This is a genomic window from Acrocarpospora catenulata (assembly GCF_018476525.1).
In the GTDB taxonomy this organism is placed as follows: domain Bacteria; phylum Actinomycetota; class Actinomycetes; order Streptosporangiales; family Streptosporangiaceae; genus Acrocarpospora; species Acrocarpospora catenulata.
The window spans coordinates 1-15151 of record NZ_JAHCST010000010.1; the positions used below are offsets into that span (position 1 = coordinate 1).

The 15151-nt window shown below is 70.1% G+C and carries 15 protein-coding genes; 9 read left to right on the forward strand and 6 right to left on the reverse strand.

Annotation, left to right across the window (positions count from 1 at the left end):
• The first annotated feature begins 87 nt into the window (after nt 1–87).
• Together KIP79_RS12395 and KIP79_RS12400 are read left to right on the forward strand one after the other, a co-directional pair.
• The gene (locus KIP79_RS12395) at nt 88–714 is read left to right on the forward strand and encodes a hypothetical protein (protein WP_214104908.1); all 627 of its coding nucleotides are present in this window, start codon (nt 88–90) and stop codon (nt 712–714) included.
• 128 nt (nt 715–842) lie between these two features.
• Nucleotides 843–1427, forward strand: coding sequence for a hypothetical protein (locus KIP79_RS12400; protein ID WP_214104909.1), 585 nt, complete (start codon nt 843–845; stop codon nt 1425–1427).
• Nucleotides 1428–1463: 36 nt separating this feature from the next.
• On the opposite strand, the gene KIP79_RS12405 is transcribed toward KIP79_RS12400, so the two are convergent.
• Nucleotides 1464–1871 carry a PadR family transcriptional regulator gene (locus KIP79_RS12405; RefSeq protein WP_214104910.1) on the reverse strand — a complete coding sequence of 136 codons (408 nt, stop codon included), beginning with the start codon at nt 1869–1871 and terminating at the stop codon, nt 1464–1466.
• A gap of 175 nt (nt 1872–2046) precedes the next feature.
• On the opposite strand from KIP79_RS12405, the gene KIP79_RS12410 reads away from it, so the two are divergent.
• From KIP79_RS12410 to KIP79_RS12425, 4 genes are all read left to right on the forward strand, one after another.
• Nucleotides 2047–4419, forward strand: a complete 2373-nt coding sequence (locus KIP79_RS12410) for an NACHT domain-containing protein (RefSeq protein ID WP_214104911.1) — start codon at nt 2047–2049, stop codon at nt 4417–4419.
• On the forward strand, nt 4400–5629 hold the full coding sequence (locus KIP79_RS49405) for a M28 family metallopeptidase (RefSeq protein WP_214104912.1): 1230 nt from the start codon (nt 4400–4402) through the stop codon (nt 5627–5629). Before KIP79_RS12410 ends, KIP79_RS49405 begins: the two co-directional genes overlap by 20 nt.
• 81 nt (nt 5630–5710) lie before the next feature.
• Nucleotides 5711–7132 (forward strand): aminotransferase-like domain-containing protein, encoded by a 1422-nt coding sequence (locus KIP79_RS12420; protein ID WP_214104913.1) that lies wholly within the window; start codon nt 5711–5713, stop codon nt 7130–7132.
• Nucleotides 7133–7179: 47 nt separating this feature from the next.
• On the forward strand, nt 7180–7725 hold the full coding sequence (locus KIP79_RS12425) for an RNA 2'-phosphotransferase (RefSeq protein WP_214104914.1): 546 nt from the start codon (nt 7180–7182) through the stop codon (nt 7723–7725).
• Here the strand turns inward: KIP79_RS12425 and KIP79_RS12430 are convergent.
• Nucleotides 7704–8522 carry an SAM-dependent methyltransferase gene (locus KIP79_RS12430; protein WP_214104915.1) on the reverse strand — a complete coding sequence of 273 codons (819 nt, stop codon included), beginning with the start codon at nt 8520–8522 and terminating at the stop codon, nt 7704–7706. The genes KIP79_RS12425 and KIP79_RS12430 overlap by 22 nt on opposite strands.
• Before the next feature lie 68 nt (nt 8523–8590).
• The gene (locus tag KIP79_RS12435; RefSeq protein ID WP_250213135.1) at nt 8591–9220 is read right to left on the reverse strand and encodes an alpha-ketoglutarate-dependent dioxygenase AlkB; all 630 of its coding nucleotides are present in this window, start codon (nt 9218–9220) and stop codon (nt 8591–8593) included.
• Nucleotides 9221–9307: 87 nt separating this feature from the next.
• On the opposite strand from KIP79_RS12435, the gene KIP79_RS12440 reads away from it, so the two are divergent.
• Entirely contained in the window at nt 9308–10027 is a 720-nt protein-coding gene (locus tag KIP79_RS12440) for a hypothetical protein (protein ID WP_214104916.1), read from the forward strand.
• On the opposite strand, the gene KIP79_RS12445 is transcribed toward KIP79_RS12440, so the two are convergent.
• Genes KIP79_RS12445 through KIP79_RS12455 form a run of 3 tightly spaced genes read right to left on the reverse strand, consistent with a single transcriptional unit; the run spans nt 10011 to nt 13787 of the window.
• Complete coding sequence (locus tag KIP79_RS12445) at nt 10011–11438, reverse strand: ATP-binding protein (RefSeq protein ID WP_214104917.1); 1428 nt, start codon at nt 11436–11438, stop codon at nt 10011–10013. The genes KIP79_RS12440 and KIP79_RS12445 overlap by 17 nt on opposite strands.
• Nucleotides 11438–13093 (reverse strand): NAD(P)/FAD-dependent oxidoreductase, encoded by a 1656-nt coding sequence (locus KIP79_RS12450; protein WP_214104918.1) that lies wholly within the window; start codon nt 13091–13093, stop codon nt 11438–11440. Before KIP79_RS12450 ends, KIP79_RS12445 begins: the two co-directional genes overlap by 1 nt.
• Nucleotides 13094–13139: 46 nt before the next feature.
• Nucleotides 13140–13787 carry a Crp/Fnr family transcriptional regulator gene (locus KIP79_RS12455; protein WP_214104919.1) on the reverse strand — a complete coding sequence of 216 codons (648 nt, stop codon included), beginning with the start codon at nt 13785–13787 and terminating at the stop codon, nt 13140–13142.
• Nucleotides 13788–14064: 277 nt separating this feature from the next.
• Between KIP79_RS12455 and KIP79_RS48280 the strand changes: the two genes are divergently transcribed.
• Both KIP79_RS48280 and KIP79_RS12460 read left to right on the forward strand, forming a co-directional pair.
• Entirely contained in the window at nt 14065–14193 is a 129-nt protein-coding gene (locus KIP79_RS48280) for a hypothetical protein (protein ID WP_256447237.1), read from the forward strand.
• 99 nt (nt 14194–14292) lie between these two features.
• A complete protein-coding gene (locus KIP79_RS12460) occupies nt 14293–15132 on the forward strand; it encodes a thioredoxin family protein (protein WP_214104920.1) in 840 nt (279 codons plus the stop codon).
• The last annotated feature ends 19 nt before the right edge of the window (nt 15133–15151 follow it).

The window sequence follows — 15151 nt, forward strand, 5'->3', positions numbered from 1 at the left end:
CCGGGCGTCCGGCGCCCGGGCCCCCCCCCCCCACCTCTCAGCAAATCGGGGCCGGACGGCCCCGCCCCCCATACATGGAGTACACGCATGAGAAGAACCACCCAGATACTGGCCGTATCGGTGCTGAGCCTGGCGCTGGCCGGTATGGCCGCTCCCGCGATGGCGGCCGACGACCCGCCCAGCGACGGCATCGACATCTCGGTCAACATCGCGCCCATCCGTGTTCCGGGTGAGGTGTCGATGACCGTGGCCGACAACAACGGGGTGACCCTGACGGAGAACGGTTCGGACGCCGCCGCCCGCCAGTTCACCGGCACCTTGCCGACGGTCACCGTGACCGACACCCGCCTCCCGGACGAGATCCCCGCCGGTGACTTCTGGGCGGTCGTCGGCCAGTCCAGCCAGTTCACCGCGACCGGCGACCCGGCCAAGACCATCGGCCCGGAGTACCTGGGCTGGGCTCCGCACCTGCTGTCCGGTTCCTCCACCGGCGCGGTGGCGGCCGGTGAGCCGGTCTCCAGCGTCGTCTCCGACGGCACCGGTGCCCCCGCCGTCGGTCTGCAGGGCCAGGAACTGCTGATCTCCACCGCCAACTCGGCTGACGAGATCGGCACCCACCAGGTCAACGCCGACCTCGCCCTGCGGACCCCGGTCGACGTGGCCGCGGGTGAGTACCACTCGACCCTGACGCTCTCGCTGTTCAACCAGTCCTGACCCGGGAGGGGCGGGACGCCACCGGCTGTCCGGGACGTGTCTGGTACACGTCCCGGACGCCCGATGACGAGACAGAAGACACCTTCTGCTGACTGGGCACTGCCGTGGCCCGAAGGGAATGACGATTCATGAACAAGGCACTGAGATATGCCGTCACCTTCGTGCTGGCCGGGCTCGTGCTGCTGCTCGGCGCGCCGGCGGCCTCCGCCGACGAGAAGCCGATCAAGCTGGAGGTGGTCGGCGACGGCGACCACAACGTCAACGTGCTGGTCACCTGGAAGAAGGACGGCAACCCGGTTACAGACGTCGTCGCGGCGACGCTGGTCGCGACCGCCACCGACGGCCGCACCTTCGGCCCCGTCCAGCTGATGTCCGCACCCGAGGGCCAGAACCTCTACAACGCCGCCGAGCCGCTGCCGACCGGCGAGTGGAAGGTCACCGTGACCGCCACCAAGCCCGCCAAGGCGACCAAAACGGCGAACGTCGTCGCACAGGACGTCGCCACCGCGCCCGAGGCGGCGCCCGGCCCGTCGGGGGACACGACCGGGAGCACCTCCGGACTGGACAGGGCGGCGGCGACCGACGCCACAGTGGAGAGTGAGAGCCCGATCGATCTGCTGTTCGTGGCCGGTGGCATCGCCTTCGCGGTGGGGATCGTCCTGGTGGCCTGGGTCGGCCTCGTCAGCCGCAACCGCCGGGAGGCCGGCCGCTGAGACGTCCGAATGTTCCACCAGTGCGGCAGGCCCGGTTCATCCCACGGTGGTCGTGAACATGCCGGTCCGCTGGATCTTATGGCGTAGCTTCAGGCCGGCGTCCAGCAGGGCGCCCAGGATGATCAGCACGATGGCGGCCTTGGCCCTCTCGTCGGCCGGGCGTTCCTCCCCGCCCTTCAGCAGAAGATCCATGGTGTCATTCAGACCACGCCAGGCCCCGGTGAGCCGCTCGTACAGCTCCCGGCCGCCCTCGCTGAGCACGTAGTAACGGCGCGGCGCACCCCCGTCGGTGCGCCACTCGTTGGTCAGCACGCCCTGTGCCTCCAGCCGCCGCAGCAGGGGATAGAGGGTGCCCTCCTCGATCGGCATGCCGCTCTCCGACAGCGACTGGCGCAGCTCGTACCCGTACCGCGAGGTGTGCAGCTGCGACAGCGCGGCCGGCACGACGACCCCACTTTGCCTGGGGACAGCTCGGCATTACTCCACCGCGCGATATTTAGGGATATCCCGGTGTTGGGTGGTGCCATTTGTCAATTAGCTAGGAATGTAGCTTGTGGCGGGCGATGGTGGGCTGATTGCATTGTCTGGGGATTTGCGGAGATCAAGCCAAGGGGTAGGCATGGGCCAGAAGGTCCGGCGGCGCCGCAGTGGGCTTTTCCTCACCATCTTCGTTCTCGTGTGGGGAGCCGTCCTTATTCTCTCCGTCCTGATCTTCTTTGTGAACAAAGATCAGTCGGGAACGTGGGCGGCCATCCTGGGGGTGCTGACCGCCGTCGGTGGGGTGCTCGCCGGGCAGGTGGAGCGTTTCACCGCGCGGGCGGCCGGCAAACGGGGGAGGAGCACGCGGCGGAACCGCGAGTCCGGCTGGCTGGGGAACGTGGCCGAGCAGCTCGCCGAGGCGGTGCGGGAACAGTGGGAGACGGAGGCGGGGCTCCGGCGGCTGGACGATCCCTGGCCGCTGAACGTCAGCTGGCTGAAGGAAGAGGAGCTGACCGACCCGACGTACGCGCTGCCCCGCCCCCGCGGCAGGGGAACGTCGATCGAGCGGCTGGAGGTGCCGCTTGAGGGCGACCTGACGCGGGTGGCGGACTTCTTCGAGAGCCTCCCGAGCAGGCGACTGGTGATTCTCGGGCCGCTGGGTTCGGGAAAGTCGGTTCTCGCGCTCACGCTCCTGCTGGATCTGCTGGAACGCTGGGAACCAGGCCAGCCGGTGCCGGTTCTCTTCCCGCTGAATACCTGGAATCCCGACACCGCCACCTTCCCCGAGTGGCTGGTCAAGCAACTCGCGGAGGGCTATCAGCTGGTATCGCCGTTGCAGCGGGACGCCCGGGAGATCGCGCGCGGGCTCCTCCGCGACAACATGATCCTTCCCGTTCTGGACGGCCTGGACGAACTCGCCGAGCCCGCTCGGCCACGGGCGATCATCGACATCAACGACTGGCTGGGGCGGGACCGTCCGGTCATTGTGACCAGCCGGCTGAACGAGTACTACACCACCGTCACCAGAGGCGATGTCGTCACCGGCGGGGCGGCGGTCATGCTTCAGCCGCTGACCGGGGACATGGTGGAGGAGTATCTCAGGGCGGCCACGGCGGGGCCGCGCATACGACGCTGGACTCCGGTTTTCGACGAGATGCGCGCCAACCCGAACGGTCCGGTGGCGACGACACTGCGGTCACCGCTCATGGTCGCGCTGGCCCGCACCATCTACAGCGATCAGCCGGGTGACGCGGCGGTGCTGCTGAGTTCGCGGTTCGATTCGGTGGAACGGGTGGAGGAGCACCTGCTGAGTGAGCTGATCCGGGCCACCTATCCGGACGAACGACGCGATCCACCGGCGGAGGACGTCCAGGACTGGCTGACGTTCCTGGCCCGTGAACTCAGCGGGCGAGGCCGTCTGGGGATCGCGTGGTGGCAGTTGGAGACGGCGGCTCCGCCGGTCGCCGTGCACGCGCTGGCCGCCGCGGGCGGGGCGTGTGTCGTCGGCTTCATCTTCGGCCCGATCGCGGCCCTGGTCTTCGCCGCCGTCGTGCTCGTGCTGGGCGGCAATCCGCAGCTGGAACGGTGGAGCGTCGAAGGGCTGCTGCGGAAACCGGTCGCCGCGCTGTTCCGGTCCGATTCGGGGGCACCGCGCGGCGGATTCCTCGCGGCTCTGATGGGGATCGACGAACGGGCGTCCCTGGAGCATCGGCTGGGGCTGGCCGTGGGCCGGTTGGTGGCGTTGGCCGCGGGCCTGACCCAGGGATTCCTCAGTTATCAGACAGGCGGGCTGTATGTCGCGGTGGCCGAGGGCGTCGGTCTTGGCTTGGCGGTCGGCCTCGCTGACGGATATTTCACGATTACGACGCGGGCGGTGCCCAGCGAGGTCAAGTTCGCCTCCCGGCGGGGTGTGGCGGCGTTCCTGCGCCACGTCGCCATCGGCTTCACCATCGGAGCCGGGATCGGGGTGACGGCCTGGGCGATCTCGTCCTCCTGGTTCGGCGTGCTGGTCGGCGTCATCGTCGGGCTCGCGTTCGGGCTCATCGACGGACTGAACATGTGGCTGGACGTGTCGACCGATGTCACCCGCGCGCTGAGCCCGCGCTCGACCCGGCGCGCCGAACGGCTCGCGGCCCTGGCGCGCAGCCTGACCCTCGGCACCACGCTGGCCGTTACCACCGGCATCGCCTACACCTTCGCGTACGGCCTCGAGGCCGCCGTCGTCCCCGCCCTGATTTTCGGAGTCGGGTACGCGCTGGCCGACCACCACATGGGAATCGCCACCTCGGTATGGGGGCGATTCGTGATGGCGAAAGTCTGGCTGGCGCTCCGCGGCCGGCTGCCGTGGCGATTCATGGACTTCCTCGACGACACACACCGGCGTGGGCTGCTGCGGCGCGCCGGAGCGGTTTACCAGTTCCGCCATGTACGGTTCCAGGAACATCTGGCCAGGCGAAACGATCAGCGACTGGTGGAGGCGACGGGGGTGCCAGGTGGACCGCACGCGAAATGACTGGCGGCGGAAAACCGCCGACGAAGTAATCCGGGCCTATGCGGATATTCCCCGTCTGCCCACCTCGCCAGGCGAACACCAGGTCGCTGAAGCGCTCGCCGAACGACTCGGGGGCCTCGGCTGCGATTCCGCCGTCGAACGTGAACGCGCGACGGCATCGTACGCGCTGCCGATCGGCGCGCTCTGCGTGGCCGGTCTGGCGGCCGGTGTCGTGTCCGGGCGTTGGGGGAGACGCCCGGCCGTGCGCTGGGTAGCCGGAGCCGCCGCGGCGGCCGTGGCCGCGATGATCGCGGACGATGTCGCCGGTGGCGCCCGGTGGTTCCGGCGGGCGGTGATTCCCCATCGGCGCGCCCACAACGTGGTCGCCTCCGGTGGCGACCGATCGGCGGCACGTACTGTGGTCGTGCTCGCCCACCACGACGCGGCCCCCTCGGGGGTGATCTTCGACCAACGTGTGATGCGCTGGATCATCCGTCGTTTTCCCCGGCTCATCGCGGCGGTGCACACCAACCCGCCCATCTGGTGGCCGGTCATTCTGGGCCCAGCGCTGATCGCGGCCGGTGCCCTGCGCGACAGCCGGGGCCTGCGGCGGGCGGGCTTGGTCCTGACCGCGACCAACCTGGCGGTGCTGATCGATATCGCCCGCCGCCCGGCCGTCCCCGGAGCCAACGACAACCTCTCCGGCGTAGCGGCCCTGGTCTGCGTCGCCGAGTCCCTGCACCGAACCCCGATCACCGGGCTCCGGGTCGTCTTCGTCTCCGCCGGAGCGGAGGAGGCCCTCCAGGAGGGTATCCGCGCCTTCGCTCGGCGGCATTTCGCCACCCTGGACCCCGACACGTGCTTCATCAATCTCGAAAGCCTCGGATCAGGGCACCTGGCTCTCCTGGAAGGCGAAGGTCCTGTCAGGATGCGCGATTACGCGGAGCCTTTCCGGAGTTTCGTCGCCAAGTGCGCACAGGACATCGACGTATCACTCACCCGCGGATTACGGTCCCGAAACAGCACCGACAGTGAAGTCCCCCGCCGGCACGGATTCCCTGTCGCCACCATCGTCTCGCTGGACCCTAATCGACTTATCACCCATTATCACCTCGAATCCGACATTCCAGACAATGTCGATCTGGCCAGCGTGGTCGCAGCCGCCGAACTGGCAGAACACGTCATCCGCGAACTAGCCCAAGAACACAAACAACCCCCCACTCGCCATTAGGGCGCTGTCCCGGCACACGCTGGCGCACACGGCTCGCTCCCAGGATTGCCGCTGAACACGTTTCGCGCGTCAGGGGGAAGAATGCGCAACGCTCAACGGCTGTCCGTGCCGATCGAACTGGAACGATCATCGTCCAGATCGCTTCATGAGCAGCTCGCGGAACAGCTCCGCAAGGCGATCGACATCGGCCAGTTCGCTCCCGGTATGCGGATGCCGTCCACCCGCACGATGGCCGACGTGCTGCAGGTCTCCCGCGGTGTCGTGGTCACCGCCTACGAGCTCCTGCTCGCCGAGGGACACATCACCGGCCGGAAGGGCTCCGGCACCTACGTCTCCGCCCAGGCCCGCGCAACCCTCCCTCCGGTCGCCAGGGCCGAACCCGACGAGGACCACGTCCGGATCGACATGACACCCGGACGGGCCGGCACCCAGGGCTTCCCGCTCACCGAATGGCGTTCGGCCTGGCGTCGGGCCAGCCACAGCGTGCCGTACGCGGAGGAAGCGCCCCCGCTCGGCCGGCCGGAGCTGCGCCAGGCCATCGCCCTGCACCTGCGCGACTCCCGCGGCCTGGTCCTGGACCGGCACGAGGTGATCGTCGCCAACGGCTACCCGGACGCGGTCCGCCTGCTGGTCCAGGCGATGGGCGAAAAGACGGTCATCGGCCTGGAGGACCCGGCCGCGCCCCGGACCAGGGCCGCGCTGTCCCAGCAGGGCCCGGTGCTCCCGGTGCCGGTGGACGAGGAGGGCGTCCACCCCGGCCTGATCCCGGACGACTGCGACCTGCTGGTCGTGACGCCCGAGCGCAACGACCCCCTCGGCGTACGGCTCGCGCCGGAGCGCCGCAGGGAGGTGGCGGCCTGGGCGGCCGAGCATGACCGGATCGTGGTGGAACCGGCGTTCGACGGGGTGTTCGGCAGCGGCGGGAGCCCGCTGCCCAGCATCATGGCCATCGGCGACCCTGCCTCCACCGTGATGATCGGCACCTTCGATGAGGTGTTCACCCCGGCCCTGCGCCTGGCCTACGTGGTGGCCCCCCGCGACCTGGCGTACGCCATGGCCGACCGCGTCGTGGCGGGGCACGAGCAGCCGTCGGCCATCGCCCAGCAGGCCGCCGCCGAACTGCTCCGGTCGGGAACGCTGAACCGGCGGCTGAACCGGCTGTCCACCCTGTACGCGCCCAAGCGGCAGCTGGTCCGGGCCACCCTGGGAGGCTTCGCGGAGATCACCCTGCTGGGCGCGGACAACGGCGCGCCGGCCACCCTCCTGCTCCCACCGGATGTGCGGGCCCGGGAGATCGTGCACACTCTGCGCGCCCGCGACCTGCTGGCCACCGAACTGGCCGAGTACGGCCACCCGGACGGCCCGCGCCGCAACGGCGTGGTCCTCGGGTACGGCCACCTGGGCGACATGCCCCTGCGCCGGGCGCTCCGCGTGATCATCCGCACCCTGGACGAGCACGGCCTGGCCCGCCGCACCTCCCGCTACCAGAGGACGGTCGCCTGAAAGGAATCCGATAGCCGACGGCAACGCCGTTCGCCCACCATGGTCCGGTGACTGACGAACGACGAACGGTACGAATCTCGAAGTACCTCTCCAAACACCTGCGCCACCAGCCGGACCGGATCGGCATCACGCTCGACCCGCAGGGCTGGGTGGCGGTGCCGGTCCTGCTGGCCGCCGCCAAGGCGCACGGCTTCCCCATCACCCCGGACGAACTCACCGAGGTGGTGGCGACCAACGACAAGCAGCGGTTCGTCCTCCAGGACGGGCGGATCCGCGCCAACCAGGGGCACACCGTACAGGTCGACCTGGGGTTGGAGCCGGTGGAACCGCCCGCGGAGCTCTTCCACGGCACGGTGGCCGCCGCGCTGCCCGCCATCCGGACGGAGGGGCTGCGGCCGATGCGCCGCCACCACGTGCACCTGTCCCCGGACCTGGAGACCGCCACCCGGGTCGGCGCGCGGCGCGGCAAGCCGATCGTCCTGGTGGTGGACACCGCCGCGATGCACGCCGCCGGGCACGTTTTCACCCGCAGCGCCAACGGCGTCTGGCTGACCGACGCCGTTCCGCCGCCCTACATCCGGTTCCCCGGCTGACCCAGGCGGGCCACCACGCCCAGCAGCCCGGGCTTGCCGAAGTCGGGCGTGACGGAGGTCTGCCACGACTCCACCGGCACCAACCCGGGGTCGACGGGGTCGAACCCCTCCATCAGGGCGTCGATCTGCTCGGGGGAGCGGGTGGTGATCCCGCCGGTGGTGGTCCTGGCGTAGACCGCGCTGCCGGCGACGGCCGACGCGGCGTCGGACGGGCTGGCGTACCCGTGGGACAGGGCCAGCATGCTCCCCGGCGCCAGCGGTTCCCGGAGGGCGGCCATGATCGAGCGGGCCTCCCGGTCGCCGGGGACGAAGTGCAGGATGGCCAGCAGCAGCAGCCCGACCGGCCGATCGAAGTCGATCGCGGCCCGCACCTCGGGGTTGTCGATGATTTTGGCCGGTTCCCGCAGGTCGGCCTGGACCACGGTGGCGCGCTGGTCGTCCACCAGCAGGGCGCGGGCGTGCAGCAGCACGATGGGGTCGTTGTCGACGTACACGACCCGGGAGTCCGGGGCCGCGTCCAGGGCCACCTCGTGCACGTTCTCCCGGGTGGGCAGGCCGGCCCCGATGTCGAGGAACTGCCGGACGCCGTGGGCGACCATGAAACGTACAGCCCGGCCGAGGAAGGCGCGGTTGGCGCGGGCGGCCTCACGGGCGGCGGGCATCAGGGCGATGATCTTCTCCGCGGCCTCCCGGTCGACCGCGAAGTTGTCGTTGCCGCCCAGATAGTAGTCGTACATGCGGGCCACGCTGGGCACCCCGGTGTCGATGCCGTCCGGCGCCTGTTCGCTCTCCCGCATGGTGCCTCACCTTCGGCTCGGTTGTCCGAGCATCGTAGAGGTAGCGAGATCGTTTGTACGGGAATCGGCTAGCGAACTCCGCGCGGCCGGAACTGGATGCTGATCCTCGGCCCGATCACCCTCGCCGACTTGGGCACCGCGTGCTCCCAGGTCCGCTGGCAGCTCCCGCCCATCACCAGCAGGTCCCCGTGGCCCAGGGTGTGCCGCAGCGCGTGACCGCCTTCGCGCGGGCGCAGCAGCAGGGCGCGCGGGGCGCCGATGGAGATGATCGCCACCATGGTGTCCTCCGTGTTGCCCCGCCCGATCCGGTCGCCGTGCCAGGCCACGCTGTCCCGCCCGTCCCGGTAGAGGCAGAGCCCCGCGGTACGGAACGGCTCGCCGAGTTCGTCCGCGTAATGGGCGTTGAGCAGGGCCTTCGCCTCCTCCAGGACGGGGTCGGGCAGCTCCTGGTCCTCGTCGTAGAAGCAGAGCAGGCGCGGCACGTCCACCATCTGGTCGTACATGTGGCGGCGTTCGGCCCGCCACGGCACGGTGTCGTGGAGGCGTTCGAAGAGGGCGTCGGCGCCGCTGATCCAGCCGGGCCGCAGGTCGATCCAGGCCTCCTGCGCGAGCCGCGTGCGCCGCACGGTGTCGCCCAGCCGGCCGGGGCCCGGCTCGTCCCCCCAGTCGAGCAGCGAACCCTGAAACATGGTCTCCATACTCGCCACCGTATCAAACACATGTTCGATCAAGGTGCCGGGAACCTGCCCGGGCTCGGCGGTGTACGGAGGGCAGGAGGTATGCAGATGAGGCGAGTATTAGTCGCTGTCCTGGTTGTGGTGGCCCTGCTGGCCGGGGCGGTCCCCGCGAACGCCGGGGGGTGGGCGGCCACCGAGCTCGATCCGCTGCCCGGGCGGATCGAGGCGGGCCACGCGTACACGGTGGGGTACTGGTTACTCCAGCACGGCAACCACCCGTACGGCGGGACTGAGGAGGAACTGGGCAAGACCGGGCTGCGGTTCAACAACGGGAACGGCACGATGCTGGAGTTCACCGGGTCGCGGCTGGCCGAGCCCGCGCACTACGCGGTCGCGGTCAAGCTCCCGGCGGGAATCTGGCGGGTGGAGGCCATCCAGGGGTGGTTCTCGCCGTACGAGATCGGGACGCTGACCGTGCCGGGCGGCCTGGTGCTCTCGGAACGCGACGACACGATGCGCGGCGGGCCCGAGGTCAAGGACTACTGGGGCGAGATCAAGCCGCCGGGCTACCCGTGGGACAGCACGGCCGCCGCTCAGGTGAATGTGCCCGCGAGTTCGGCGGAGCCCGTGACGGCCCCGGCGCAGCCCGCGTCCGGCGTTCCGGCGTACCTGCTGGTGGTGGTGGCCCTGGGCGCCGGCGCGGTGACCTTCGTGGCGCAGCGCCTGCTCACCCGCCGCCGTCCCGAGCCCGAAAAGCCTTCGGAGGAGATCGGAGAGCCGGGAGAGCCGGAGACCGAGCAGGATGTGCTGGTCATCGGGGGTCGGTGACGTCGTTGAGGGGAAGGAACACGCGGAACCGGGTGTCACCTGGCACGGATTCGACGCGGATATCGCCATGATGCTTCTTGACGATGATCTGGTAGGAGATGTCCAGCCCGAGCCCGGTTCCTTCCCCCACCGGCTTGGTGGTGAAGAAGGGTTCGAAGATCCGCGGCCGGACCTCCTCGGGGATGCCCGTGCCGGTGTCGGCGATCTCCACCATCAGCCGGTCGCCCGCCCCCTCGGTACGGACCGTCAGGGTGCCCGTCTCGCCCATCGCCCCGATCGCGTTGTCGATGAGGTTGGTCCACACCTGGTTGAGCCCGGCGGCGTAGGCGGGAATCGGCGGCAACCCCCGGTCGTACTCCTTCACCACCCGGACCCCCTTGGGGATCTTGGCCCGCATCATGGTGAGCGTCGCGTCCAGCAGCTCGTGCACGTCCACCGTCCGGTACGGCGCCCGGTCCAGCTGCGAGTACTGCTTGGCCGCCGCCACCAGCTCCGAGATCCGGGTGACCGCGTCCTCGATCTCCCCCATCAACATCTCGGTGTCGATGGTGTACCCCATCCAGCGCACCGCGGGCTCCAGGTTGTCCGGCCCGATGGCCTCCGACACCTGCTCCAGCCAGTCCGCGTCGATCCCCCCGGCCACCAGCGTGGGCGCGATGTCCCAGCCGCCCGTGACGTCGCGCTCGTCCAGCCAGTCGGCGAGCTCGTCCTCGGCGTCCGAGACGGCCAGCGGGGACAGCTCCGGCGCCGACGCCGCCCGCTTCACCGCCGCCTCCTGCAGCTCCACCAGTTTGTGCAGGCGCGTCCCGTCCAGCCGCCCGTCGGCGATCATCGCCAGCTTGGACCGCATCCCGGCCACCCGCTCCCGCAGCACCGCGGCCGCCCGCACCGCCGCCGCGGCCGGATTGTTCAGCTCGTGGGTGAGCCCGGCCGACAGTGACCCGAGCGCGATCAGCCGCTCCCGCTCCCCGACGATGCGCTGGCTGTTGCGCATCCCGAAGAACAGGCCCTCCAGCAGGTGCATGGCCATCGGGAACCATTCCCTGATCCAGACGGCGAACAGGTCGGCGGGCACCTCGAACACCTCGACGTCGCTGATCGCGGCCATCGTGTTCATGTACACCTGCTCGACCTGGTCGCCCAGGTACGCCTGGGTGGCCCCGCCGTAGGCGCCGCGCTGCTCGGTGCGGGACACCTCCACGTCGTCGCCGTGGATACGCCGCCGCAGCGCCACCGTCCCGTGCAGCACGACCACGAAACAGGTGGCCGGCTCGCCCTCCCCGTACACCTGGGACCCGCCGGGATACCCGACCACCCGACCGTGCTCGGCCAGCAGCGCCAGCTGGTCGTCCCGCAGCGCCTCGAACAGGAAGAGGGTCCGCAGCTCCTCCGGAGTCAGCCTGCCGCTCATCACGCCTCCAGATACCGGTGAATCAACGACACCGCCATCGCACCCTCACCCACCGCCGAGGCGACCCGCTTGACCGACTCGGCCCGTACGTCCCCGGCCGCGAACACGCCGGGCATGCTGCTCTCCAGATGGTACGGATCGCGCGGCAACGTCCACCCGGGGGGTCGCCGCCCCTCGGTGAGCAGGTCGGGCCCGGTGACCACGAACCCCAGCCGGTCCCGGACGACCGCGTCGTCCAGCCACGCCGTCCGCGGCTCGGCCCCGATGAAGATGAACAGCCACGAGGTCTGCACCTCCCGGTACGCCCCGGTCCGCGCGTCCCGCAGGGTGAGCTGCCGCAGATGGTCGTCCCCGTCCGCCGCGCACACCTCGGTGTACGGGCAGACGTCGATGTTGCCGATCTGGCTGATCTGCTCGATCAGGTACTGCGACATGGACCTGCGCAGATCGGACCCGCGCACCAGCATGCACACCCGCCGGGCGTACCTGGAGAAGTGCACCGCCGCCTGTCCCGCCGAGTTGGCCCCGCCCACGATGTAGACGTCCTGGTCGGTGCAGCTCGGGGCCTCGGTGGTGGCCGAGCCGTAGAACACGCCGCGCCCGGTCAGCCCGGCCAGGCCGGGCGCCTCCAGCATGCGGTAGGAGACGCCGGTGGCCAGCACCACGGTGTGTGCGGCGATGGTGGAGCCGTCCGCGAACCGGAGCACCCGGCTGGTGCCTCCGGCCTCCAGGCCGACCGCCTCCCGGGTGGTCAGCAGTTCGGCGCCGAACCGGAGCGCCTGCCGCCGCGCCCGCTCGGTCAGCTGGGCGCCGGAGACGCCGTCGGGGAAGCCGAGGTAGTTCTCGATCCTGCTGCTCTGTCCCGCCTGGCCGCCGGTGGCCCGCTGCTCGACCAGCACGGTGCGCAGGCCCTCGGAGGCCCCGTACACGGCCGCGCCGAGGCCGGCAGGGCCGGCGCCGACCACCACCAGGTCGTAGAAGTCGGCGGTGGGCGTGGTGCTCATGCCGATGTTGACGGCCAGGTCGGTCTCGGTCGGGCAGGCCAGCGACTTGCCGTCGGCGGTGACCACCAGCGGCACGTCGTCGGCGGTTAGCCCCGCCGCCGACAGCAGCCGCTGCCCCTCCGGGTCGTCGGCCAGCAGCCACCGGTACGGCACCAGGTTGCGGGCCAGGAAGTCGCGGACCGCGAAGGACGGCGCCGACCAGCGGTGCCCGACCACCCGGATCTCGGTGACCGGCGCCACCGGGACCGACAGCCAGGACTCCAGCAGCGAGTCCACCACCGGGTAGAGCTTCTCCTCCGGCGGGTTCCACGGCTTGAGCAGGTAGTGGTCGAGGTCCACCACGTTGATCGCGTCGATCGCCGCGTCGGTGTCCGCGTACGCGGTGAGCAGCACCCGGCGGGCCAGCGGGAACAGGTCCATCGCGGCTTCCAGGAACTGGATGCCGTTCATCTGCGGCATGCGGTAGTCGGCGAGCAGGATTGCCACCTGCTCGCCGCGGAGCTTGATCTCGCGGAGCGCGTCCAGCGCGTTGTCCCCCGAATCAGCCCGGACCACCCGGTACCGGTCGCCGTACCTGCGCCGCAGGTCCCGGGAGACCGCACGGGAGACCGCCGGATCATCATCAACGGTGAGGATCGCGGGATTCGCCATAAGACCCATATAACACGCTGGTGTTAGGTGCCGGAAAACGGCGGGTTCAGGGCGCCTCGCCGGCCTCCGCGGCCAGCGCGGCCGGGTCGGAGATGAGGGTGTGCTTGTAGCCGGTGACCACGATGCCCCGCTGGCGCAGCCCGGTCAGCGCGCGGTGCACGCTGGGCTCGGCCGCGCCGACCAGGGCGGCCAGTTCGACCTGGCTCAACGGCACCTCGATGCGGATGCCCGACGGCGTGGCCCGGCCGTGCGAGCGCCCCAGCCGGTCCAGCACCCGCGCCAGCCGTACCCGTACGGACGCGCCGCCCACGTCGATCCGGTGCCTGGTCGCCATCCGGAACTTCCTGGTCACGTACCGCTGGACGGCCTGACCCAGCGGCGGATGCTGTCTCAGCAGCGCGTGGAACGTCTCCGCGGTGTACCACCGGGTCTCCACCGGCGTGGCCGCGGTCACCGTGGCCGACCGGGGTTCCCCGTCCAGCGCGGCCAGCTCGCCGATCAGGTCCCCGGCGGTCCTGATCGACAGCAGGACCTCGCGCCCGTCGTAACTGTTCCCGAAGATCTTCGCGAAACCGCTGGTCAGGAGATAGACCTCGTCCCGCTGATCCCCTTCCTGCACCAGATGCTCTCCCGCCAGAAACGACTTCGTCGCACCGGTGGTCAGAAGCGCGTTCTGTTCAGAGCCGCCGAGCATGCCCATAAGACTCAGGGCAGGCCACCGATCGCGCTGCGCAGATGAGTGGCTCATAACGGTCGAATCGAATCACATTTCCCGTCACCCCCGCACGCCCCGTTATCACACTGCTACCGGGAACGTTCCTAAAGATGATCTAGTACCGCGTTTCCCGTGGTCCATGTCCTGGGAGTCATCCGGCATGGGGGAATTTTGGGGAGCTGACGGGGGGCGGATTCTCCGGTTTCCGGAGAAAGGGCTTCCTGGGGTTGTTCGGTATGTGAACGCCGAGGGGGAAATGGGGGAGATCGACGCCCTTGGGGACCTCGGCGTGACGCAGTGGACCGAAGTGACATATGTGGCCGACAGTCCGGAACGGTTCGCGGAACTGCCGGAAATGGACGGGCTGGAACTCCAGGGCGTATAGGACAGGGACCTTGAGTTCGTCGCGCGACAGCAGGCGGGCCTGCGAGATCTCAGCCTGACCGGGGATTTCACCGACCAGGGCCTGTACGCGCTGCGCGACATGCGCGGGCTGGAAACCCTGGAGCTGCGGTCGGACCGGATGACGGGAGACTTCCCGTTCCCGGATTCGCCGCTGATCAAGGTGAAACTGGGCGGTCAGCGGCTCGGCGACCGGGTGTTCGGGCGGCTGGCCGAACTGCCGCTGGGGGTGCTGTCCATTGAGGGGGACGCGATAGACGGAATCGGCCTCGACGCCCTGGCCATCCCGCCCGACCTGGGCTACCTGCGGCTCGCCGGGGGCCGCCTGGATCCCAGGGAACTGCGGCGGCTGGTCCGCTGCCGGAAGCTGACCGTGCTGTCGCTGGCGGGGGAGGCGGACGCGGAGACCCTGCTCGGCCTGCCGTCCCTGCGCGAGGTCGACTTCGACCGGGTGCCCAGGGCGGTCGCCGCCCGCCTGCTCTTCGCCGGGTTCGCGGTCAACGGCCTGAGCTCCCCGGCGGACCGGGCCGACGCCTACGCCCGCATGCTGGCACCGGGCGACCGGCGGCCCCGCTCCACCCGGCCGAGGATCGCCGACCCGGCCGCCCTGCACACGCTGCTCAGGGGTGAGGCCCCGGTGATGATCGACTTCACCGAGCCGGACTCGGTGGCCTGCGAGTGGCTCGACCCCGTGCTGGACCGGGTGCTGGCCGAACACGCCGAGGAGCTGACCGGCGCCACCATCGACGTGACCCGCGCGCCCGGCGCCGCCGAGCACTTCCAGATCACCACCGTCCCGGCCGTGCTGCTGCTCCGGGGCGGCCACGAACTCCTCCGGCTGACCGGGGCCACGATCTCTCCGGCCGCCCTCATCCGCGAGGTGGACCGGGTGGTGGGTGAGCCGTACGTGCTCTTGCCGTGACCACAAACAGAATGGAATT